The sequence below is a fragment of the Methylothermus subterraneus genome, from assembly GCF_054656915.1.
The window spans coordinates 204,956-225,150 of record NZ_BAAHXK010000003.1; the positions used below are offsets into that span (position 1 = coordinate 204,956).

At 60.8% G+C, this 20,195-nt stretch carries 23 protein-coding genes and 1 tRNA gene; 16 read left to right on the forward strand and 8 right to left on the reverse strand.

The window, feature by feature from the left end; translation table 11 throughout:
* Positions 1-2 precede the first annotated feature (2 nt).
* The 10 genes from fabD to ACYQ3M_RS04470 all read left to right on the forward strand — a co-directional run bounded on the left by fabD (position 3) and on the right by ACYQ3M_RS04470 (position 7,850).
* A complete protein-coding gene (gene fabD / locus ACYQ3M_RS04425) occupies positions 3-944 on the forward strand; it encodes an ACP S-malonyltransferase (RefSeq protein ID WP_460034846.1) in 942 nt (313 codons plus the stop codon).
* Entirely contained in the window at positions 941-1,675 is a 735-nt protein-coding gene (gene fabG / locus ACYQ3M_RS04430; RefSeq protein ID WP_460034847.1) for a 3-oxoacyl-ACP reductase FabG, read from the forward strand. The genes fabD and fabG overlap by 4 nt, the downstream gene beginning before the upstream one ends.
* Positions 1,676-1,758: 83 nt before the next feature.
* On the forward strand, positions 1,759-1,995 hold the full coding sequence (gene acpP / locus ACYQ3M_RS04435) for an acyl carrier protein (RefSeq protein ID WP_460034848.1): 237 nt from the start codon (positions 1,759-1,761) through the stop codon (positions 1,993-1,995).
* 45 nt (positions 1,996-2,040) lie between these two features.
* Positions 2,041-3,285 (forward strand): beta-ketoacyl-ACP synthase II, encoded by a 1,245-nt coding sequence (gene fabF / locus ACYQ3M_RS04440; protein ID WP_460034849.1) that lies wholly within the window; start codon positions 2,041-2,043, stop codon positions 3,283-3,285.
* Positions 3,286-3,297: 12 nt separating this feature from the next.
* A complete protein-coding gene (gene pabC / locus ACYQ3M_RS04445; RefSeq protein WP_460034850.1) occupies positions 3,298-4,128 on the forward strand; it encodes an aminodeoxychorismate lyase in 831 nt (276 codons plus the stop codon).
* Positions 4,128-5,126 carry an endolytic transglycosylase MltG gene (gene mltG / locus ACYQ3M_RS04450; RefSeq protein WP_460034851.1) on the forward strand — a complete coding sequence of 333 codons (999 nt, stop codon included), beginning with the start codon at positions 4,128-4,130 and terminating at the stop codon, positions 5,124-5,126. Before pabC ends, mltG begins: the two co-directional genes overlap by 1 nt.
* Positions 5,123-5,755, forward strand: coding sequence for a dTMP kinase (gene tmk, locus ACYQ3M_RS04455; RefSeq protein WP_460034852.1), 633 nt, complete (start codon positions 5,123-5,125; stop codon positions 5,753-5,755). Before mltG ends, tmk begins: the two co-directional genes overlap by 4 nt.
* Entirely contained in the window at positions 5,752-6,708 is a 957-nt protein-coding gene (holB, locus tag ACYQ3M_RS04460; RefSeq protein WP_460034853.1) for a DNA polymerase III subunit delta', read from the forward strand. The genes tmk and holB overlap by 4 nt, the downstream gene beginning before the upstream one ends.
* The gene (locus ACYQ3M_RS04465; RefSeq protein ID WP_460034854.1) at positions 6,705-7,055 is read left to right on the forward strand and encodes a PilZ domain-containing protein; all 351 of its coding nucleotides are present in this window, start codon (positions 6,705-6,707) and stop codon (positions 7,053-7,055) included. Before holB ends, ACYQ3M_RS04465 begins: the two co-directional genes overlap by 4 nt.
* A gap of 6 nt (positions 7,056-7,061) precedes the next feature.
* Positions 7,062-7,850 (forward strand): TatD family hydrolase, encoded by a 789-nt coding sequence (locus ACYQ3M_RS04470; protein ID WP_460034855.1) that lies wholly within the window; start codon positions 7,062-7,064, stop codon positions 7,848-7,850.
* Here ACYQ3M_RS04470 and ACYQ3M_RS04475 read toward each other — a convergent pair.
* Complete coding sequence (locus tag ACYQ3M_RS04475; protein ID WP_460034856.1) at positions 7,814-8,953, reverse strand: aminotransferase class V-fold PLP-dependent enzyme; 1,140 nt, start codon at positions 8,951-8,953, stop codon at positions 7,814-7,816. The genes ACYQ3M_RS04470 and ACYQ3M_RS04475 overlap by 37 nt on opposite strands.
* A gap of 118 nt (positions 8,954-9,071) precedes the next feature.
* Between ACYQ3M_RS04475 and ACYQ3M_RS04480 the strand changes: the two genes are divergently transcribed.
* The 5 genes from ACYQ3M_RS04480 to ACYQ3M_RS04500 all read left to right on the forward strand — a co-directional run bounded on the left by ACYQ3M_RS04480 (position 9,072) and on the right by ACYQ3M_RS04500 (position 12,526).
* Entirely contained in the window at positions 9,072-9,269 is a 198-nt protein-coding gene (locus ACYQ3M_RS04480; RefSeq protein ID WP_460034857.1) for a hypothetical protein, read from the forward strand.
* 62 nt (positions 9,270-9,331) lie between these two features.
* On the forward strand, positions 9,332-11,242 hold the full coding sequence (gene htpG / locus ACYQ3M_RS04485; protein ID WP_460034858.1) for a molecular chaperone HtpG: 1,911 nt from the start codon (positions 9,332-9,334) through the stop codon (positions 11,240-11,242).
* Positions 11,243-11,268: 26 nt separating this feature from the next.
* Entirely contained in the window at positions 11,269-11,490 is a 222-nt protein-coding gene (locus ACYQ3M_RS04490) for a YgaP family membrane protein (RefSeq protein ID WP_460034859.1), read from the forward strand.
* A 53-nt stretch (positions 11,491-11,543) separates the two neighbouring features.
* Positions 11,544-11,618: transfer RNA gene (locus ACYQ3M_RS04495), tRNA-Val, on the forward strand.
* A gap of 44 nt (positions 11,619-11,662) precedes the next feature.
* Positions 11,663-12,526 (forward strand): DUF3014 domain-containing protein, encoded by an 864-nt coding sequence (locus tag ACYQ3M_RS04500; RefSeq protein WP_460034860.1) that lies wholly within the window; start codon positions 11,663-11,665, stop codon positions 12,524-12,526.
* Here the strand turns inward: ACYQ3M_RS04500 and ACYQ3M_RS04505 are convergent.
* Entirely contained in the window at positions 12,495-14,549 is a 2,055-nt protein-coding gene (locus ACYQ3M_RS04505) for an NAD(+) synthase (protein WP_460034861.1), read from the reverse strand. The genes ACYQ3M_RS04500 and ACYQ3M_RS04505 overlap by 32 nt on opposite strands.
* A 55-nt stretch (positions 14,550-14,604) precedes the next feature.
* Here ACYQ3M_RS04505 and ACYQ3M_RS04510 point away from each other — a divergent pair, with 55 nt between their 5' ends.
* Positions 14,605-15,276: a phosphoribosyltransferase gene (locus ACYQ3M_RS04510; RefSeq protein ID WP_460034862.1), complete on the forward strand. Its 672-nt coding sequence runs from the start codon at positions 14,605-14,607 to the stop codon at positions 15,274-15,276.
* Here ACYQ3M_RS04510 and ACYQ3M_RS04515 read toward each other — a convergent pair.
* The 6 genes from ACYQ3M_RS04515 to ACYQ3M_RS04540 form a co-directional block, all read right to left on the reverse strand.
* Entirely contained in the window at positions 15,261-15,572 is a 312-nt protein-coding gene (locus ACYQ3M_RS04515; RefSeq protein WP_460034863.1) for a M48 metallopeptidase family protein, read from the reverse strand. The two genes, ACYQ3M_RS04510 and ACYQ3M_RS04515, sit on opposite strands and share 16 nt — an antisense overlap.
* Positions 15,569-18,364: a type I restriction endonuclease subunit R gene (locus ACYQ3M_RS04520; RefSeq protein ID WP_460034864.1), complete on the reverse strand. Its 2,796-nt coding sequence runs from the start codon at positions 18,362-18,364 to the stop codon at positions 15,569-15,571. The genes ACYQ3M_RS04515 and ACYQ3M_RS04520 overlap by 4 nt, the downstream gene beginning before the upstream one ends.
* A complete protein-coding gene (locus ACYQ3M_RS04525; protein ID WP_460034865.1) occupies positions 18,322-18,504 on the reverse strand; it encodes a hypothetical protein in 183 nt (60 codons plus the stop codon). Before ACYQ3M_RS04525 ends, ACYQ3M_RS04520 begins: the two co-directional genes overlap by 43 nt.
* A gap of 10 nt (positions 18,505-18,514) precedes the next feature.
* Positions 18,515-19,222, reverse strand: coding sequence for a transposase (locus ACYQ3M_RS04530; protein ID WP_460034866.1), 708 nt, complete (start codon positions 19,220-19,222; stop codon positions 18,515-18,517).
* Positions 19,219-19,947, reverse strand: a complete 729-nt coding sequence (locus tag ACYQ3M_RS04535; protein WP_460034867.1) for a restriction endonuclease subunit S — start codon at positions 19,945-19,947, stop codon at positions 19,219-19,221. The genes ACYQ3M_RS04530 and ACYQ3M_RS04535 overlap by 4 nt, the downstream gene beginning before the upstream one ends.
* A partial coding sequence (locus ACYQ3M_RS04540) for a hypothetical protein (protein WP_460034868.1) occupies positions 19,944-20,195 on the reverse strand: 252 nt, incomplete at its 5' end. The genes ACYQ3M_RS04540 and ACYQ3M_RS04535, both read right to left, overlap by 4 nt.

The window sequence follows — 20,195 nt, forward strand, 5'->3', positions numbered from 1 at the left end:
AGATGGATCCGCGATTGGCGTTCGTGTTTCCGGGACAGGGTTCACAATCCGTCGGCATGCTCGCGGAGCTGGCCAAACTCTCCCCCCTGGTGCAAGAGACTTTCGCCGAAGCTTCCCAAGCGTTGGGATTGGACCTGTGGCGCTTGGTCCAGGAAGGGCCGGAGGAGGCGCTCAATCAGACGGTCCATACCCAGCCGGCGCTTTTGGCCGCAGGCGTTGCCGTCTGGCGGGTCTGGTGCGCGCGCACCCCGGTGCGTCCGGCTTGGGTCGCAGGGCACAGCTTAGGCGAATATACGGCCTTGGTATGCGCTGAAAGCCTGGCGTTTCAGGACGCGGTCCGCTTGGTGGCCGAGCGCGGCCGCCTGATGCAGAGCGCGGTGCCGGAAGGTAAGGGCCGCATGGCGGCGATCCTGGGCTTGGAAGACCACATCGTGGTGCGCTTGTGTCGGGAAGTGGCCGTAGATCACGGGCTGGTGACCGCGGCCAATTTCAATGCCCCCGGGCAAGTCGTCATCGCCGGTGAAGCGGAGGCGGTGGCGAAGGCGTGCGAGGTGGCCAAAGCCAAAGGCGCTAAACGAGCCTTGGTGTTGCCGGTGAGCGTGCCGTCCCACTGCCCGCTGATGCAGCAGGCGGCGGCCGAGTTTGCCAAGCGGTTGAATGAGGTTCCGCTGGCGATGCCCAAAATCGACGTGATCCACAACGTGGACGTGGGCACCCATCCGGCGCCAGAAGTGATCCGGGCGCTGCTGGCCGAACAGCTTTATTCTCCGGTACGCTGGAGCGATACGATCCGTTTCTTGCGCGATCAAGGGGTTATCCATTTTGTCGAGTGCGGACCGGGCAAGGTGCTTACTGGGCTCAACAAACGCATTGCGCCGGAGTGTCGGACTTGGTCGCTGTCCGATCCGGAAGGTTTTCAAGACGCCTTGGAGGCTTTGGGATGACGCAGGAAAAAGTGGCTTTGGTCACAGGCGCCAGCCGGGGAATCGGTCGGGCGATCGCGCTTGAGCTGGCGCGCGCCGGGTTTTTGGTGGTCGGGACGGCGACCTCCCAAGCGGGCGCCGACGGCATTACCGCCGTCTTACAGGACCGGGGAGGCCGCGGGATGGTTTTGGACGTTACCAAGGCCGGGCAAATCCAGGCGGTCGTAGAGGAGATTCACAAGACCTTGGGCCCCCCTTTGGTCTTGGTCAACAATGCGGGCATCACCCGCGACGATCTGCTGCTCCGGATGAAAGAAGAGGACTGGACAGCGATTCTCGAAACCAATTTAACTTCGGTTTTCCGCCTGTGCAAGGCTTGCTTGCGCGGCATGATGAAAGCGCGGTGGGGAAGGATCGTCAACGTCGGTTCGGTGGTCGGCGCCACCGGCAACGTAGGGCAGAGCAATTACGCCGCCGCCAAGGCGGGAATCGTAGGGTTTACCAAGTCTTTGGCGCGCGAAGTCGCCTCGCGTGGGATCACCGTCAATACGGTCGCGCCTGGATTCATCGACACCGACATGACCCGCGACTTGCCTGCAGAGCAACGCCAGGCGTTGCTCTCGGCGATTCCTCTGGGGCGCTTGGGGGAGGCGGAGGAGGTCGCCTACGCGGTGGCTTTTCTGTGCTCGGACCGGGCGGCCTATATTACGGGAGAGACGTTGCACGTGAACGGCGGCATGTACATGCCTTAAGATGGATTGAAACGGGGACGGGCGGCGATTAAAATGCCCGCCCGGATGGATTAAAAAACGCAACTCAGAGGTAGAAAGAGATCATGAGCGACGTGGCAGAACGCGTGAAGAAAATCGTGGCCGAACAGCTGGGAGTTAAGGAAGAAGTGTCCAACGACGCTTCTTTCGTCGATGACCTTGGGGCAGACTCGCTCGACACGGTGGAGCTGGTGATGGCCCTGGAAGAAGAGTTCGACTGCGAGATTCCCGACGAGGACGCCGAAAAGATTACCACCGTGCAGGATGCGATCGATTACATCGAAAGCCACCTAAAAAAATAACCCAAGGAAGTTTTGGCTTTTTTCCAACTCATCTAGGTTAACGAGTTGAGCGCAAGACGAGTCGTCATCACCGGCATGGGCATGGTCTGCCCGGTGGGGAACACCGTCGCCGAGGCGTGGCGGAGCATTCTCGCCGGCCAAAGCGGGATCGGGCCGATCGAGTACTTCGACGTCAGCCAATTTCCCACCCGCTTTGCTGGAACCGTCAAGGGATTTGATGTGACCGAGTACATCCCGGCCAAGGAAGCCAAGAAGATGGATCCTTTCATCCATTACGGCATTGCCGCGGCGTGCCAGGCGTTCGCCGATGCCGGCCTGGAAGTGAGCGAGGAAAACGCCGAGCAGATCGGCGTCATGATCGGCGCCGGGATCGGCGGAATCACCGGCATCGAGAACGGGCACACGGCTTTCATGCAAGGCGGGCCGCGGCGGATTTCGCCGTTCTTCGTGCCGGCCAACATCATCAACATGATCTCGGGAAATTTCTCGGTGATGAAGGGGCTCAAAGGGCCAAACTTCGCCGTGGTGTCTGCGTGCGCCACCGCCAACCACAACATCGGCGAGGCGGCGCGCATCATCCGCACCGGCGACGCCGAAGTGATGATCGCCGGGGGGGCAGAATATCCGATCTCGCCCACCGGGCTGGGTGGGTTTGCGGCGGCCCGGGCGTTGTCGCGGCGCAACGACGAACCGCAGCGGGCGAGCCGTCCCTGGGATCGGGACCGGGACGGGTTTGTCCTGTCCGAGGGGGCGGGGGTGCTGGTTCTCGAGTCGCTGGAACACGCCCGCAAGCGAGGCGCTCGTATTTACGCCGAGCTGATCGGCTACGCCGCCAGCGCCGATGCCTATCACATGACCCAACCCCCTGAAAATGGCGAGGGAGCGGCGTTGTGCATGCGGCGGGCGCTGCGTTCGGCTGGAATCGATCCGGAGCAGGTGGACTACATCAACGCCCATGGAACCTCGACCCCTGCGGGGGATCTGGCCGAGACCCGGGCGATCAAGCAGGTTTTTAAGGAGTTTGCCTACCGGATTCCGGTCAGCTCCACCAAATCCATGACCGGTCACTTGTTGGGCGCGGCGGGAGGAATCGAGGCGATCTTCACGATCCTGGCGATTCGCGATCGGGTGGCCCCCCCGACCATCAACCTGGACAACCCGGATCCGGAGTGCGATTTGGATTACGTTCCTCACACCGCCAGGGAAATGAAGATCGAAATCGCCATGTCCAATTCCTTCGGCTTTGGCGGCACCAACTCTACCCTGATTTTCAAGAGATTCACCGGTTGAACCGGCCTGGGTATGGCCAAAGCGCCGGTTTGGGTCAACGGTCTGCCCACCTCTAAGGTGGAGGTCGCTGATCGTGGCTTTCAATACGGCGACGGCTTGTTTGAGACCTTGTTGCTCCAGCGCGGCGTTCCCCATCTGTGGTCGGCCCATCTTCGCCGCCTGCGCAGGGGGTGCGCCCGTTTGAGGTTGGCTTTCCCCGATCCCGACCTGCTTCGGCGCGAAGCAGAAGGCGCGTGTCTCGCCGAGCAAGGCGTGTTGAAGCTGATCCTCACCCGTGGAGTTGGCGGGCGCGGGTATGCGCCCTCGAAAGCGTCCGAGCCGACCCGAGTGTTTAGTTTCCATCCTATGCCTGCCGACCTGAAAGCGCTGAAAGAGGGCGTTGAAGCGCGGTGGTGCCGCACCCGCCTAAGCATCAATCCGGCGCTGGCCGGAATCAAGCATTTGAATCGGCTCGAACAAATATTGGCGCGAAGCGAGTGGGACGACCCTGCGGTTTACGAAGGATTGATGTGCGATGTTCAGGGGTTTGTGGTCGAAGGGACCAAAACCAACGTGTTTTGGCGGCGCGCGCAGACCCTTTATACGCCCAAGCTGGATCGCTGCGGCGTGGCCGGCATCGCCCGGGCCTGGGTGGTCGCAAAAGCTTTGGCATGGGGGATGGCGGTGGAAGAGGTTCGGGCAAGACCTTCTGCCTTGCTCGAAGGGGAAGAGGTCTTTTTGACCAACAGCGTGATCGGACCGGTGCCGGTGGTGGCGCTTGCTGACCGGCGCTGGCCGGTCGGCCTGGTCACCGCTCGCCTCCAGGCGAGTTGGCAGCGCTCCCTGGCAGAGGCCGCCTGGTGATGAAAAGAGCCTTCGGCTTGGGTCTGCTGTTGCTGGTGGCCGGCGGAATCGGCGGCTTGGAGTTTTACCGCTATCGCAGCGCGCTGGCCAAGCCGCTGCCGAACGGGGCGTCGGTGGTGTTCGAGGTCCAGCCCAAAGAACCGCTGGCTTCAGTGGCAGCGCGCCTTCAGCAGCAAGGGCTGATAGAAAAAGCGTGGTGGTTGAAGCTGTTGGCGTTCCAGCGGCGCTCGGCGGGAAAGCTCAAAGCGGGAGAATACGAAATCGAACCCGGCACCACGCTCGAGGGTTTGTGGACGCTGTTCGTCTCGGGCAAAGTCAAGCAACACAAAATCACGTTCGTGGAAGGTTGGACGGTCGGCCAGGCGCTTGCGGCGCTGCGGGCTCACCCGGCGGTGCGGTTTACCTTGGAGGGCGTGCCTTTGGAGCGGTTGCTCGCCGAGCTGGGATTGCCGCCCGGGCACCCGGAAGGGCAGTTTTTCCCAGATACGTATTTCTTCGTGCGCGGGACCCAGGATCGCGAAATTTTACGTCGCGCCTGGGAGCGCATGCAGGCGATCTTGGCTACAGAGTGGGCGCGGCGCGACCCCGATTTGCCGTTTAACACCGCTTACGAAGCGTTGATCTTGGCGTCGATCGTGGAGAAAGAAACCGGACGAGCGGAAGAGCGCGCCCAGATCGCCGGAGTGTTTGTCCGCCGGCTCCAACAAAACATGCGCCTTGAGTCCGATCCTACCGTGATCTACGGCATGGGGGAAAAGTATCAAGGGGACATCCGCACGCAAGACCTGCGGGCCGATACTCCCTACAACACCTACGTGCACGCGGGACTTCCTCCTACTCCGATCGCTTTGCCCGGACGCGCCGCCATCCACGCCGCGCTTCATCCAAGCCTAGGCGATGCGCTTTATTTTGTGGCCAAGGGGGATGGTAGCCACGACTTTTCCGCCACCTTCGAAGAGCACATGCGCAAAGTCGATCGCTATCAGCGGACGCAGTGAGCAAGCGCGGGCGGTTTATCACTCTCGAAGGCGGCGAAGGGGTCGGCAAGACCACCAACCTCGCGTATGTCCGCCGCTTTTTAGAAGCTTGGGGGATCGAGGTGGTCACCACCCGCGAACCCGGGGGGGTGGCGGTGGCCGAGCGCCTCAGGGAGTTGCTTGTAGGCAAAGAGCCTTGGTTGCCGGAGGCGGAGCTTTTGCTCTTGTTCGCTGCTCGCTTCCACCACGTCCGCGAACTGATCCTGCCCGCTCTGGCCCAGGGCAAGTGGGTAGTGAGCGACCGGTTTACCGACGCCAGCTACGCTTATCAAGGCGGCGGAAGGGAACTTCCCTGGCAGCGCATCCGCTATCTGGAAGACTGGCTGCTCGCTGGATTGAAGCCGGATCTCACTCTGCTGTTGGACGCGCCGGTGGAAGTGGGGCTAGCCCGGGCCAGGGCGCGCGGGGAGACCAACCGCTTTGAGGCCGAAACGCAGGCGTTCATGCAGCGCGTGCGCCGCGCTTATCTGTCTTTGTGGCAGCAAGAGCCGGATCGGATCAAACGCATCGACGCCAGCCAACCTTTGCTCCAGGTTCAGCTGGAAATCGCTGGCCATCTCAAGGCGCTGGTGGAGAGGGCGCGGGGATGACTTGGCTGCCTTGGCAGAGTGCCGCCTGGGAGCGGCTCAAAGCGTATCTGCGGCAGGAGCGCCTGCCCCAGGCCTTGCTCGTGAGCGGGCCGCATGGGATAGGCAAGCGGCCGCTGGTGCGGCGGTTTGCCCAGGTGTGGTTGTGTGAGAAGCGTTGTGGGTGTGGGAAATGTCCGGCTTGCCGGTTGTTCGAGGCCGGCACCCATCCCGATTGGATCCACCTAGCGCCGGAAGAAGATAAGGAGCTGACGGTAGATAAAATCCGCGAGTTGATCGCCGTTTTGACCTTAAAACCCCAGTATGGTCAAGGACGGGTCGTAATGATCGAAGCCAGCGAGCGAATGAACCCGGCGGCGGCCAACAGTTTCCTCAAAACGCTGGAGGAACCGCCTTTAGGGACGGTGTTGGTGCTGCTCAGCGAGGCCCCCGGTCGCTTGCCTGCGACGATCCGCAGCCGCTGCCAGCATTTAAAGCTAAAGATTCCGCCTCGGCAAGTCGCGCTCGAATGGCTCAAGACCCAAGGAGCCGACGCGGAGACGGCCGAACTGGCCTTAGGGCTCAACGGCGGGGCGCCGTTGGCTGCGCGCGATTGGCTGCTGAGCGAAGCGCCTGCAAAGCGCCGCCAATTCCTAGAAACTTGGAGCGCCTTGCTTAAAGGGCATGATCCCATCGTGCTTGCTCAAAAATGGCAGGACGAGTCCTTGGAACAAATCCTGATTTGGCTGTTGGCGTTGACGGCCGACCTTGTGCGTTTGTCTATGGGGCTCAAAGAGCGCTTGCTCAATCCCGATCAGCGCCGCTTGTTGCAAGACCAGGCCAAAGAGCTAAACTTAACCCGAGCGCTTCGATTTTGGCAGCGTCTTTTGAAGGCCCGCCAGGCGCTTGGGACCCAATGCAATCGGGCGCTGCTTTTGGAGGCGGTGTTTCTGGCAGGCGCAGGGCTTAAAGCATGACCGAAACCAAAGCCAAACAAGGCATCTTATCCGTAACCATCAAAGACAGAAATCTCTTGTACGCGGCTTACATGCCGTTCGTGCGTAACGGCGGCTTGTTCATTCCTACCAGCCGCAGCTACGAGATCGGCGATGAGGTGTTCATGCTCTTGAGCCTGCTCGATGAGCCGGAGCGGATTCCGGTGGCGGGGCGGGTGGTTTGGGTGACTCCCAAAGGCGCAGAGGGCTATCGCGCCGCCGGCGTCGGGGTGCAATTTAGCGAGGAAGACCAAGGCCAAACCCGCGATAAGATCGAAACCCTCTTGGCCGGAATGGTGCGTTCGGAACGCCCAACCCATACCATGTGATGAACCGTGCTGATCGATTCGCACTGCCATCTCGACCGCTTGGATCTTACGCCTTACGCCAAGGACTTTGCCAAGCTTATGGAAGACCTTCGGCGCCAGGGAGTGGAGCACGTGTTGTGCGTGGGCATCAATCTGGAAACTTTTCCCAGGATGCAGGCTCTGGCGCAAGCCTATCCAGACGCGATTTCGCTTTCTGTCGGCGTGCACCCCAACGAGTGCCGGCGGCTGCCGATCGCGGTCGAAAAGCTTGTAGAATACGGCCGTGCTGCCCACGTGGTGGCCGTCGGCGAGACCGGTCTGGATTACTTTCGCAGCGAAGGCGATCTTACCTGGCAGCGCGAGCGCTTTCGCCAGCACATCCAGGTCGCTAAAGCTCTCGCCAAGCCGCTTGTGGTCCACAGCCGCGCGGCACGCGAAGATACCCTAAGGATTTGGCGGGAAGAAGGGGCGGCGGAGGTCGGAGGGGTGCTGCATTGCTTTACCGAAGACTGGGAGACGGCCAAGCGCGCTTTGGATTTGAATCTCTACATCTCGTTTTCCGGCATCCTCACTTTTCCAAAGACCGAGGCGCTCCAAGAGGTGGCGCGCAAAGTGCCAGACGATAGGTTTTTGATCGAGACCGACGCCCCTTACCTTGCCCCCGTGCCTTTCCGCGGCAAGCCCAACTACCCCCAGTACGTGCGCTACGTGGCCGAAGCGATCGCGCGGCTGCGCGGCGTTCCCTTCGCGCAGGTCGCAAGCCTCAGCGCGCGCAACTTCTACGCCCTGTTCAAATCGGCCGCAAGCGCGGTTTGAACTATAGCCAGCGCCTTATCCAGTTCCGCTTGGGTGGTGTAGAAATGCGGCGAGAAGCGGATCCCGCCGCCGCGCAAAGCGCAGATCACCCCTTCTTGGCGCAGCTTCGCATACAAGGCGGCAGGCGGGCAGGCAAGCGGGGAGAAGGTGACGATCCCGGCGTGGCGCTGGGGCGGGGTGAGCAAGCGCAAGCGTTCGTCGGCGCGGATTTTCTCGATCAGGTAGGCGGCGTTCTCCAGCACTTTGCGCTCGACTTCTGTCATTCCAATTTCTAAAAGCAGCGACAGGCTCGCTTCCAAGGCATAAATCCCTAAAAAATTTGGGCTGCCGCATTCGAAGCGGCGCGCGCTTTGGGCGATCTCCCACGTCTGCCGCTCGTAGTCGCCGGCGTGTTCCACCATGTGCCAACCGTATTCGTGAAGGCGCAGGAGATCCCGCGCCCTAGGGGTAGTGTAGAACACCCCCAAGCCTTCCGGCCCGAACAGCCATTTATGACCGTCGGCCATGACAAAATCTGCCTGCCAAGCCTGAACGTCGGCGCGCAGCGCGCCTAAGCTTTGGATCGCGTCCACGCAGAGCAAGATGCCGCGGCGTCGGCAGAAGTCGCCGATGCGTTCTAAGTCTAAAGCCAGACCGCTGGCGTATTGGACCGAACTGACGGCGATCAAGCGCGTCGCCCGGTCGACTAGAGAAAACAAGGCCTCTTCTGGCGTTTTGGCTTGATCCAGCCGCGCTAGCCGCAAGCTCACCCCCTGACTTTGCAGCGATTCCCAAGGAATCCGGTTGGAAGGAAACTCCCCTGCGCAGCTGACGATGTTGTCGCCCTCGCGCCAGGCAAGGCCGTAAGCCACGAACGAGATCGCTTCGGAAGTGTTTTTGACCAGCGCGATGTCGTCTTCGGAAGGCGCGTTGAGCAAAAGCTTTAGTTTCTGGCGCAGGCGTTTTTCCACCTCCAGCCAGGTTGCGTAATGGGCGGCGCCAAAGCGCGCGTTTTCCTCCGCAAACCGGATCACGGCGTGTTGGGTCCGGCGCGGCCACGGGGCCACCCCGGCGTGGTTGAGGTAGATCAGGTCGGGCGCAAGATCAAATTCCGGATGGCGCATAAAAGCAATTTTAACGGCGTATCGACCCTTATGGAAAAGGCAAGGCGCAAGACATTGACTTGACCAAGCGGGGAGCGTAGATTGCAAGAACGAGCAATCGTGAAAGGGGTAGCAAGCCATGACCGAGTTCTTTGACGCTTTCAACGCCTATGCGATGACCCACCCTGAGGTCCTCAAGCTCATGCACACCTTGTTTTGGGTCAAGTGGTGGTTGCTTTTGCTGTTGGTTTTCTGGTTCGCTTACAAAATGCAACAGCCCGTGATCGTCAAAAGCCGCCAGGAGCGCGCAGCGCGCAAGCGCCGCTTCATCGCTTGAAATTTTGCCGGCTTGCCCTTATCTAAGGGCAAGTCCGGTGTCTGTGTGAGCAAAAAGGAGCGATGAGCCAGACCGTTTCGTCCAAATCAACCTTTGGGTTTCAAGCTGAAATCAAGCAGCTTCTCCAGCTGATGATCCACTCCTTGTACAGCAACAAGGAGATATTCTTGCGCGAGCTGATCTCTAATGCCGCCGATGCGGCGGAGAAACTTCGCTTTTTAGCCCTGGCGGACGAGTCCTTGCTGGCCGGCGACAGCGAGCTAAAAATTTGGGTGGATTACGACCCCAAGGCCCGTACGATCACCGTGCGCGACAACGGCATCGGGATGAGCCGGGAGGAGGTGATCGAACACATCGGCACGATCGCGAGCTCCGGCACGCGCGCGTTCTTGAAGTCTTTGACCGGGGATGCGGCCAAGGACAGCCAGCTCATCGGCCAGTTTGGGGTGGGGTTTTATTCCGCCTTCATCGTCGCCGATCGAGTGACTTTAGAGACCCGTAAAGCCGGTGCGCCTGCCGAAGAGGGAGTGCGCTGGGAGTCGAGCGGCCAAGGGGAGTACACGCTCGAGACCGTCTTTAAGCCCGAGCGCGGCACGCGCGTGACTTTACACTTAAAGCCGGAGGAAGACGAATTCTTAAATGGATCCAGGCTGCGCGAGATCATCAAGAAATTCTCCGACCATATTCCCTTGCCCATCCTCATGCGCAAGGAAGACGGCAGCGGCGAGGAAGTGGTCAACCGCGCCTTGGCCTTATGGACCCGCCCCCGCGAGGAGATCGGCCAAAGCGACTACGAAGAGTTCTATAAACACGTCGCCCACGACTTGCAGCCGCCTTTGGCGTATCTCCACAGCCGCGTGGAGGGAACCACCGAATACACCTTGCTTTTGTACATCCCAAGCCACGTGCCGTTCGACCTTTGGGACCGCGAACCCCGCCACGGGGTAAAACTCTACGTCAAGCGGGTGTTCATTCAGGAAGATTCCAAACTGTTGCCGCGTTATCTGAGGTTTGTACGCGGAGTCATCGACGCGAACGACTTGCCGCTCAACGTCTCGCGCGAGTTTTTGCAGGAAAACCGAACCTTGGAGCGCATTCGCGCCGGGGCGGTGAAGAAAGTGTTAGGGATGCTTGAGGAGCTGGCCCAAAACCAAAAGGACAAGTATCAGACCTTCTGGCAGGCGTTCGGTACGGTATTTAAAGAAGGCATCATCGAAGACCCCAAGAACCGCGATCGCATCGCCCGCCTGTTGCGCTTTGCCTCGACGTATGACCCGGCCGCAAGCCAAAACGTCTCGCTTCAGGATTACCTTGGGCGGATGAAAGCAGGCCAGGAGAAAATCTACTACTTGGTGGCCGAGAATTATCAGGCCGCCAAAACCAGCCCGCACCTTGAAGTGTTCCGCGATAAAGGCATCGAAGTGCTGTTGCTGTGGGAGCCGGTGGACGAATGGCTGGTGGCCCATCTTCCCGAATTTGAAGGCAAGCCCCTGCAATCGGTGGCCAAAGGGGAATTGGACCTTGGGAAGCTCGCCGACGCCAACGAGGCCAAAGCGCAGGAATTGGTGGAGCAGGCGTTTGCCGCGACGCTTGCCAAAGTCAAACACGTGCTGGGCGACAAGGTAAAAGAAGTTAAATTAAGCCGCCGCCTGACCGACTCGCCCGCGTGCTTGGTATTGGAGGCTTACGGTTTGAGCCGGCGCATGGAAAGCCTCCTCAAGGCCGCCGGCCAAACGATCCTGACTGCGAGCAAGCCGGTTTTGGAGCTCAACCCCAAGCACCTGTTGGTCAAGCGCCTCGAGGATGAGTCCAATCCTCAGCGCTTTGCCGACTTATGCTGGCTGTTGTACGATCAGGCGGTGTTGGCCGAAGGCGGGCAATTAGAGGATCCTGCGGCCTTCGTGCGCCGCGTTAACGAGCTGCTCCAGGAGGCTCTTAAGGACGGAGAAGCAAGCAGCGCGGGAAGCGCTTGAACTTAACTTGAGAGGAGGTGAGTGCGATGTTGAAACTGCAACCCAATGTGGGACGCAAAGACCGCTTGATCCGCATCGTCGCGGGCGTGGCGATCATGGCTTTGGGACTCTTCTTCAAAAGCTGGTGGGGGTTGGTTGGCCTGCTCCCCATCGCCACGGCGGTGTTGCGCTGGTGTCCAGCTTATGCCCCTTTAAACATCAATACCTGCGAGGCTGAAGAAGAAGGCGCAAAAAAAGCAGGCGGTTGATGAAAAAAGCGCTTGCACGCCGACGCTAAATTCATACAATAACCAAAGTTTTCAGGCGCGTAGCTCAGTGGGAGAGCGCTGCCTTCACACGGCAGAGGTCGGCAGTTCAATCCTGCCCGCGCCTACCATCCTTTTCCCCGTAGGCTTTTGCCTGTCGTTGTAGGCGACCCCCATGGCAGATCCGTCTCCAAAGCCTTCTCCCCTGCGTAAGCGTATTTGGGCTCTTGTGATGTTGGGGTTGGTGGTTGGGACGGCCTGGGTTTTGTGGCAGGCCTATCGCGCCAAACAGGCCGCTGTTTTGGCCAAAGAAACCCCCAAGCCGCAAACGCCTTCCGTCCCCAAGGCCCAGGAAGCAACACCGCCTGAGGAGTTTGTCGCGAGGGTTACCCCTGTGGTTGATTTTCCTCCTCTGCCTTCCTTAAGCGAGAGCGATGACTGGCTGCGCCAGGAGTTGCCGGAACTCGATCAAAACCCGTTCTTGATCCGGTGGGTGCAAGAGACTCCCGATTTGCTGCGCAAATTTGTCGCTTTGGCCGACGAGATCGCGCAAGGAAAAGTGCCGCGCAAGTTGTTCGATTCTTGGGCGCCTAAAGAATCGCTCCAGGTCATAGAAAGCGAAAGCGGGGAATATCGCCTCGATCCGGCCAGCTATCACCGCTACGATGCGCTTGCCGCGGCGGTGGAGGCGGTGGATGTGGATCTGGCTTGGCGCTTGTATCGGCATCTTAAGCCTAGGATCGAGGAAGCCTACGCTGAGATCGGCCGCCCAGGCGTCGATTTCGATCAGGTGCTGCTGAACGCCATTGAACACCTGCTCAGCACTCCCCAGCCGCCAGCAGAAATCCGCCTGATCAAAAAGGCGGTAGGATATCGGTACGCTGACCCGCAACTGGAGGCGTTGAGCGCCGCGCAAAAACAGCTTTTGCGCATGGGGCCGGTGAACGCCGCCATCGTCAAGCACAAACTGGGCCTTTTGCGCGGCTTGCTCCTGGGGCAGGAGGCAGTCAAGCCTCCGGAATCCGGTCGAGCCGGCTAAGCCACGCTGTAGCCTCCCCGTCGCTGGGAGCTCGCCAGTCGCCGCGGGGAGATAAAGACCCTCCAGATCCCACCTTCGGGGCGTTGGGGATGCAGCTGCGCTTGTACTGGCTAAACTTAAAGAACCTTTCCAAAAAGACCCTTAGCCAGTGCTTGATTTCCGCGAGAGTGTATTCGCAGCGCTCGCTTTCAGGAACCTGCGGCCAGCTGCCGCAGTTTCGGTCGTGCCACGCCGACCAGGCTAAAAAAGCGACTTTCTCCGGCAGATAGCCAAAGCGCAGGAGGTAGTAAAGATGAAAATCTTGCAGCGCATAAGGGCCGACGATTTCCTCCGAGCGCTGCAGCGGCTGGGAATCGTCGCCGGCGCCGGGCACGAGCTCCGGGCTGATTTCGGTCGCCAAAATCTCTTCTAACACCGCGCTTGCCTCAGCGCCCAGCAGGCCGGTCTCGGCCACCCAGCGGATCAGGTACTGGATCAAGGTCTTGGGCACGCTGGCGTTGACGTGGTAGTGGGCCATGTGGTCGCCCACGCCGTACGTGCACCAGCCCAGCGCCAGCTCGCTTAGGTCGCTGGTGCCGATCACCGGCGCGCGGTGCAGGTTGGCGAGGCGAAACAGATAATTGGTGCGCTCGCCCGCCTGCACGTTTTCAAAAGTCACGTCGTAGACCGGCTGGCCTTCGGCGTAAGGATGGCCGATGTCTTTGAGCAGCTTAAGGCAGCTTGGCCGGATGTCGATTTCGTGCGCTTTACAGCCTAAAGCTTGCATTAATCTTCGCGCCTGGTTCAGAGTGCGCTGGCTGGTGGCAAATCCAGGCAGGGTATAGGCGAGGATGTTTGTCCGCGGCAGACCCAGAAGGTCCATCGCCCGCGCGCATACGATCAGCGCCTGGGTCGAGTCTAGGCCGCCGGAGACGCCGATCACCACTTTGTCCGCCCCCATGCTTTTTAGGCGCTTGACCAGACCGTGGACCTGGATCTCGTAAACCTCGTGGCAGCGTTCGTCGCGGCGTTTGGGATCGCTGGGAACGAAGGGGAAGCGTTCGTATTGGCGCGCAAGCAATAGCTTTTCTTGGATGGGAAGGTCGAGCGCAAAGCGGACGGTGCGAAATTGTTTGAGAGTTTCTTGGTGGTGCCGGCGGGCCTGGCCAAAGCTGTTCTGGCGCATTCGGTCCTGGACCAGGCGGTCTAAGTCGATGTCGCCTAGAATTAACTGCGATTTTAAGGCAAAGCGCTCGCTTTCGGCGAGGAGCGTACCGTTCTCGTAAATCATCCCGTGACCGTCCCAGGCCAAGTCGGTGGTCGACTCCCCCGGTCCTGCCGCGGTGTAAAGATAGGCGGCAAGGCAGCGGCTCGATTGGCTCGCGGCGAGTTGGCGGCGGTAATCGGCTTTGGCTACGGTGATGTTGGAGGCGGACAGATTGACGAGCACCGTCGCGCCGGCAAGGGCCGCGTACGAAGACGGCGGGATGGGCACCCACAGGTCCTCGCAGATTTCCACGTGGAAAGCGAATAGGGGCTGGTTTTCGGCCTGGAATAAAAGCCGGCTGCCGAAGGGAACGGCGCGTTGCCCTAAAACATCGACCGTCTCCTGGAGGGCAAAATCCCCCGGGGTGAACTGGCGCAGTTCGTAGAATTCCCGGTAATTGGGAAGATAGGTCTTAGGGATTACGCCCAAAATCCGTCCCCGGTACAACACCGCCGCGCAGTTAAAGAGCATCTGCTCGAGCTTAAGCGGCAGGCCGACCACGGCGACTAAAGGCAGGGTGCGCGTGGCCGCCAAAACTTCGGCCAAAGCCTCAAGGCAACCCTCGAGCAAGGCTTGCTGTTGCAACAGGTCCTCGCACGAGTACGCCGAAAGCCCAAGTTCCGGGAACACCGCAAGGCAGGCTTTGCCTGCGGCGGCTTGGCTTAACAGCTCGATGGTTTGGTGCGCATTGAAAGCCGGATCGGCGACTTGGACTTTGGGGACGGCGACGGCCACGCGCACGAAATTATGGCGATAAAGGTTGAAAAATTCGGCCATGGGGTTTAAGAAAACGCAAACGATCGGATCATTTTAAACTTAAAGGAGCGCTCTTATGCTTTCGTTTGCCAATCGTAGGGAAGCCGGCCGCCGGCTGGCCGAGGCCTTAAGCGCCTACGCTGGACGCCAGGACCTTTTGGTTTTGGCTCTGCCGCGCGGCGGGGTGCCGGTGGCGTTCGAGGTCGCCAAGGCTTTGGGAGCGGAGCTGGATGTGATTGTGGTGCGCAAATTAGGCGTTCCCTATCAAGAGGAGCTCGCCATGGGCGCGATCGCCTCCGGTGGCGCCAAAGTCCTCAACCAGGACGTGATCGCCGGCCTTGGCCTGGCTGAGGAAGCCGTCGAAGCCGTGGCCCAGAAAGAAGCCGAGGAACTAGCCCGCCGCGAGCGCCTGTTTCGCGGCGACCGGCCTTTTCCTAAGGTCCAGGGGCGCACCGTGATCCTGATCGATGACGGCTTGGCCACCGGGGCGACGATGCGCGCGGCCATCGCGGCGCTTAAAAGCTTTAAGCCGGCGGCGATCGTCGTCGCGGTGCCGGTGGCGCCTCCCGACACGGCCGCCAAACTGCGTGAGGAAGTCGACGATCTGGTTTGCCTGGCCACCCCGGAAAACTTCTACGCCGTCGGCCAGTGGTACGTGGATTTTAGCCAAACCAGCGACGAAGAGGTGCGCGAACTCTTAGAAAAAGCTTGGCAGGAACGGCAAAATTCCGCTCAACGGTCAAGATAGGCCTTGAGCAAGGCATTAAAGAGTTTGCCGTGGTTCGGAACTTTTAAGTGGAGCAGCTCATGGACGATCACTTGGCGACGAAACGCTGCCGATTGCTGAAGGAGTTCGGTGTTGAACGTCAGTCTTCCCCGTGAGGAGCAACTGGCCCACTTACGCTTCATCGTGCGAAAGTGAATCTCCCGCACCCGCTCCGTAACGCCGAGGCGCTTCGCCCAGGCCCATACCTCGGCGCGAAACACGTCTATCGGGACGGCTTCCTCGAGGGGTTGCCAATCCGGTCCAATGGCTTTCCTCATTGGGCAGCTCTCCGCAATAGGTTCAGTATGGCATCCGCCCAGGCGACAACCTCGCCGATGCCAGCCGCCAGCAACGCCGTGTACAGGGCTGTGCGCAGTTCGCTTTCCTGCCTGCGGCTACTCATCCAATGCGGCAGAGCGGCAAAAGCGCCTTCCATCTCCTGGGCGACCTGCCGGGCTTGTGCTGCCGCAACCTGATGGGTGCGCAGCCACCATTCGACAGCAAAGGCTTGCCGCGAGAGCGGGCTGGAGGCCTGTTCGGCGTGGGCTTCGTTCAGTTGTTTGACTAGACCCTCCAGTTCCTGCAGCGCCTGCTGAGACTCAATGAGGCGCTCCTCAAAACGCCGGCGGATCTCTTCGGCGCGCTCGCCGATGGAGAGCAGGTAGGGAGCGGCGCGCCCCTGGTCTTCCACCAGACGGTGCAATTCCTTGAGTAGGTTGAAAACCTTGACGGTTTCGGGTTTTTCCTCGGTCAGAAGTGCTAGCAACGCGGCCGGGCCGATTTCGTAGGTGGCCTGCGGCTCACGGATAGCGTCGGTGCGGCTGTGCTGCTGAACGATCTCAGCGGTCTTGCGCAGGAAGGATTTGTCCACCGGCACGTGCGGCTCGTAGGCGGCGCGCAGGAGGCGGTACATCTCCACCAGCCGCTGATAATCTTCCAGGTAGGGGCGCAGAAAAGGATCGGGGGAAAGGATTTCGTAGATTTCCTCGATCTCGCGAAAGTAGCGGTAGAAGGCTTCCCGCCGCTCCTTATCCCGGAAGCGCTCCAGCACGGCTTCCACCGCCTTGTCTGCGAACTTGCCGGCATGTAGAGGCAAGGCGTCGGTCCGGCCTGTGCTCATCAGGTCGGCAAAGCGCTTTTGCAGCACCTCGATGCCCTCCACCACGCCGCTCACGTCCTGCGAATCGAAGGCCAGCGCCCGCTCCAGGTTCTCGAAGACGCCGACGAAGTCCAGGATCAGGCCGCTGGTCTTGCGCTGACCGTCCTCGCTCTCGTACGGACGATTGACGCGGGCGATCGCCTGCAAAAGCACATGATCCCGCATGGGCTTGTCGAGGTACATGCAGTAGAGGATGGGGGCGTCGTAGCCGGTGAGTAATTTTTCGGTGACGATGAAAATCTGGGGGTTCTCGCCGGGCTTGCGGAAGGCGCGGCGCAGGCGCGTTTCCTCTTCCTCGCTCAGGTGATGCCGTTTGAGATGCGGCGGGTCATTGTGACCAGCGCTGATCACCACCGCGCTCCATTCCGCAGGCAGGTGGCGGTCGAGGGCTTCTTTGTACAACGCACAGGCCTCGCGGTCGGCCGCCACCAGGAAGGCTTTGTAGCCCATCGGCTGGACGTACCGCCGGAAGTGATCGGCCACAAAAGCGGCGATCTTCTCGACGCGCTCGCGGTTCTTGAGCATGTTGGTCAGGGTCACGGCGCGGTCGAGGACGCGGTTGAGTTCCTCCACATCGGCCACCCCTTCGAGTTCCGCCAGCGCCCAGAACTCGCGCTCCATCGCCTCGCGGTCGGCCCTCAGATCGTTGGGTACCAGTTGATAGTGCAGCGGGACGGTGGTGCCGTCCTCGATGGATTCGCGGATGGAGTACTTATCCAGGTAGCCTTGCGGGTCATCGGCCCCGAAGGTCTTGAACGTGCCTTTGCCGTGGGCGGTGCGGTCAATGGGCGTGCCGGTGAAGCCGATGAAGACGGCGTTGGGCAGCGCACCCATCAGGTAGTTGCCCAGGTCGCCGCCAGTGGAGCGATGGGCTTCGTCCACCAGCACGAAGACGTTGCGCCGCGTGCAGAGGTCCGCCGGCATGTCGTCGAATTTGTGGATCATCGAGACGATCAGCCCGCGCGTATCGGCCTGGAGCAGCTCGCGCAGGTGACGTTTGGAGCGCGCCAGGTGCACGTGGCCAAAGCCGACCGCCTCCAGGTTCTGGAAGAGTTGGCTTTCCAGTTCGTTGCGGTCCACGATGAGCAGGACGGTGGGATTGTCGAAGCGCCTGTCTTCCAGCAGGCGGCGGGCGATGGTGAGCATGGTGTAGGTCTTGCCGGAGCCTTGCGTGTGCCAGATCAGGCCGCGGCGGGGCGCCTGCCGCGCCGTCACGGCCTGATAGGAACGCGCCAGGACGCGCTCGGTGGCGCGCATCTGGTGCGGGCGCAGGACGATTTTCTGCAGTTCGCCGTCCTTGCGGGCGAAGAGGATGTAATCGGTGAGCACGCGCAACACGCGCCGCGGGGCGATGAAGGATTTGACCAGGGTTTCGAAATCCACCTCCGGGCGACCGGCCGGCGCACTCACCTCCTCCCGCCAGTTGAAGAGCGCCTTGCGCGAGAGCGACCAGGTCGCGCCGTAGAAGAATTGCACCAGATGGGTGAGGGCAAAGAGTTGCGCCTGCGCCATCAGGTCGGGCGCTTCCTGGTGGTAGCGGCGGATCTGGTCGAAGGCCTCGGCGATGCCCTCCAGCCGCGTGGCGGCTTTGGTCTCGATGACGATGACCGGGATGCCGTTGACCAGGAAGACCACATCGGCGCGGATGCGGCGGGCGCCGCTCTGGAAGGTGAACTCGTCGGTGACGTGGAAGCGGTTGGCCTGCGGACGCTCCGGGTCGAGCAGCACGAGATTGCGCTCGCGCCGTTCAGTTTGGACGAAGACGGTTTTGAGGCCCTTGAGGTATTCCCAGGCTTCGCGGTTGCCCTCGATATCGGCGCGCAGGCTGAGCAGGCGGCGGATGACCGCCTCGGCCTGGGGGACGGCGGTCACCACGCCGGGGTCGAGACGCTGGATTTGCTCGACCAGCACGGCGTGCAGGAAGGGCTTGTCCTCGCCGCCGCGCAGACGCAGGGCCTCCTCTCCTCCGGCGGCAGGTATTCCCAGCCGGCCTCAACCGCGTAGCGGATCAGAGGGTTCTGGACGGTATGACGTTCGGAGGAAATAGACATAGCGCACCACCTACGCGTCCCGATTGATTTTGGGATGTGGCTGGATTGTATTCCAGATTTCCCGGGCCAACAGGTCGTCGCCGGTGCGGTCGGGATTGTATGTGTCCAGGTGCCAACGCAGGGGGTTTTCGGTGATATATTGGCGGATGGCGTTCAAGGCGCGTTCATCGCGGATGACGTGTTCGTAATAATTGCGTTGCCAGATGGGCGCGCCGGGGGTGTTGTGCAATTCGTTGATGCGTTTGGTGATGGCGGATTTGAACGCACGGACGATGGTGGGAATGGATCCGGGGACGGGTTTGCCGAATTGTTCCACGTGGTCGGGGCACGACGACACCGCAGGGGCACGGCGAGATGTAGGGGCACGGCGCCGCCGTGCCCCTACAACGTCGCCATTCCCGACCATGTTGTCATTCCCAACCGCGGTGTCATCGTTGTTTTCCACCATCCAAATGATCCCATGCACATGATTGGGCATCACCACGCATTCGTCCTCGTACAACCGCACATACGGACGGATGTGCGCGGTTTTGAACCATTCCTCGCGCACGATTTCGCCCCATGCGTTCAACCGCATGACCCCATCCACCACCGCGCCGAACAGAGGCGCCCGTTCGTGCGTGACGAGGGTGATGAAATACGCCCCCGGTTGGGTGTAATCGTATCCCTTCAGGCGAATGGACCGCCGATGGTGGCGGGCGGGATCGTAAGGGGTCATGGCGTTTGTCCCCCCGTTGTTGGGGCGACCCGGCGGGTCGCCCCAACGAATTCCGGCGGCAATCGCCGTTTGGCCGTCATCATCTCATGCAGCAGCGAGCGGAACAGGTCCTCCACGGCGCGGACCCAGGCCTCCTCCGCGGCGATGCGCCGATCCACCGCCTCAAGGATGCGGGCGATCGCGCGCTGCTCGGCGAGCGGGGGGAGGGGGATGGCAAGGGAAAGCAAAACCGATTTGGGAAGGCGCTGCCTGCCGGTTGTACCTTCCATCTTGGAAGCAAGTTCATTTCGAAGTTCTGGTTGCAACGTGTATAAAGCCAAATACTCAGTCAGCAATCCCTCTTTTGGCCGAATAGGCAACACTTCTGTTGTCGCATACCCCCAGCCTCCTGGAATATTCTTCACTATTCCCTGTTTACCATTTTCCAGACATGGTGTGATTTTCGCTAATAAAAAGTCGCCCTCCGATACAATCAACCCGCTACGTATTTCTTTAGGCGGTTTGAGTTCCCATCTATGAATGATAGTGCCACCCTCTGGAATCAACGACATAGGAATAAAAGGCAACAAATCTCGGCTTTCCCGCCTGATACGTGCAGGGCCGATCTCCGTCACCTCCCCCAACCGCACCACCCGCCACTCCTCCGGCAGGGGGCCGAGTTCGGTCAGGCGGTAGCCGTCGGGGAGGGGTTCGCTCTCTGGCATTCGCTCATTCTCCACTTTCATAACAACCCCAATGCCTTCAAAACTTCGTGGAGATTGCTTTCCGCCCCGGCGCGCTCCTCCTCGGCCTCCTCCAGCCGCACCAGGGCCTCCTCCAGCGGCAGCGTCTCCTCCTGCCCGTTGGCGCTCACGTAGCGGCTGGGCGAAAGGTTGTAATCGTTGCGGGCGGCCTCCTCGCGGGTGATGATGGCATGTAGGGGCGCAGCGCCCTGTGGGGGGGGGGGGGGGGGGGGGGGGGGGGGGGGGGGGGG

What these genes read in the sequence shown, in the direction of transcription:
- fabD (WP_460034846.1), top strand. Translation starts at nt 3, where the DNA reads ATGGATCCGCGATTGGCGTTCGTGTTTCCGGGACAGGGTTCACAATCC.
- fabG (WP_460034847.1), top strand. Translation starts at nt 941, where the DNA reads ATGACGCAGGAAAAAGTGGCTTTGGTCACAGGCGCCAGCCGGGGAATC.
- acpP (WP_460034848.1), top strand. Translation starts at nt 1,759, where the DNA reads ATGAGCGACGTGGCAGAACGCGTGAAGAAAATCGTGGCCGAACAGCTG.
- pabC (WP_460034850.1), top strand. Translation starts at nt 3,298, where the DNA reads ATGGCCAAAGCGCCGGTTTGGGTCAACGGTCTGCCCACCTCTAAGGTG.
- mltG (WP_460034851.1), top strand. Translation starts at nt 4,128, where the DNA reads ATGAAAAGAGCCTTCGGCTTGGGTCTGCTGTTGCTGGTGGCCGGCGGA.
- holB (WP_460034853.1), top strand. Translation starts at nt 5,752, where the DNA reads ATGACTTGGCTGCCTTGGCAGAGTGCCGCCTGGGAGCGGCTCAAAGCG.
- ACYQ3M_RS04465 (WP_460034854.1), top strand. Translation starts at nt 6,705, where the DNA reads ATGACCGAAACCAAAGCCAAACAAGGCATCTTATCCGTAACCATCAAA.
- ACYQ3M_RS04475 (WP_460034856.1), bottom strand. Translation starts at nt 8,953, where the DNA reads ATGCGCCATCCGGAATTTGATCTTGCGCCCGACCTGATCTACCTCAAC.
- ACYQ3M_RS04480 (WP_460034857.1), top strand. Translation starts at nt 9,072, where the DNA reads ATGACCGAGTTCTTTGACGCTTTCAACGCCTATGCGATGACCCACCCT.
- htpG (WP_460034858.1), top strand. Translation starts at nt 9,332, where the DNA reads ATGAGCCAGACCGTTTCGTCCAAATCAACCTTTGGGTTTCAAGCTGAA.
- ACYQ3M_RS04490 (WP_460034859.1), top strand. Translation starts at nt 11,269, where the DNA reads ATGTTGAAACTGCAACCCAATGTGGGACGCAAAGACCGCTTGATCCGC.
- ACYQ3M_RS04500 (WP_460034860.1), top strand. Translation starts at nt 11,663, where the DNA reads ATGGCAGATCCGTCTCCAAAGCCTTCTCCCCTGCGTAAGCGTATTTGG.
- ACYQ3M_RS04505 (WP_460034861.1), bottom strand. Translation starts at nt 14,549, where the DNA reads ATGGCCGAATTTTTCAACCTTTATCGCCATAATTTCGTGCGCGTGGCC.
- ACYQ3M_RS04510 (WP_460034862.1), top strand. Translation starts at nt 14,605, where the DNA reads ATGCTTTCGTTTGCCAATCGTAGGGAAGCCGGCCGCCGGCTGGCCGAG.
- ACYQ3M_RS04515 (WP_460034863.1), bottom strand. Translation starts at nt 15,572, where the DNA reads ATGAGGAAAGCCATTGGACCGGATTGGCAACCCCTCGAGGAAGCCGTC.
- ACYQ3M_RS04525 (WP_460034865.1), bottom strand. Translation starts at nt 18,504, where the DNA reads ATGTCTATTTCCTCCGAACGTCATACCGTCCAGAACCCTCTGATCCGC.
- ACYQ3M_RS04530 (WP_460034866.1), bottom strand. Translation starts at nt 19,222, where the DNA reads ATGACCCCTTACGATCCCGCCCGCCACCATCGGCGGTCCATTCGCCTG.
- ACYQ3M_RS04535 (WP_460034867.1), bottom strand. Translation starts at nt 19,947, where the DNA reads ATGAAAGTGGAGAATGAGCGAATGCCAGAGAGCGAACCCCTCCCCGAC.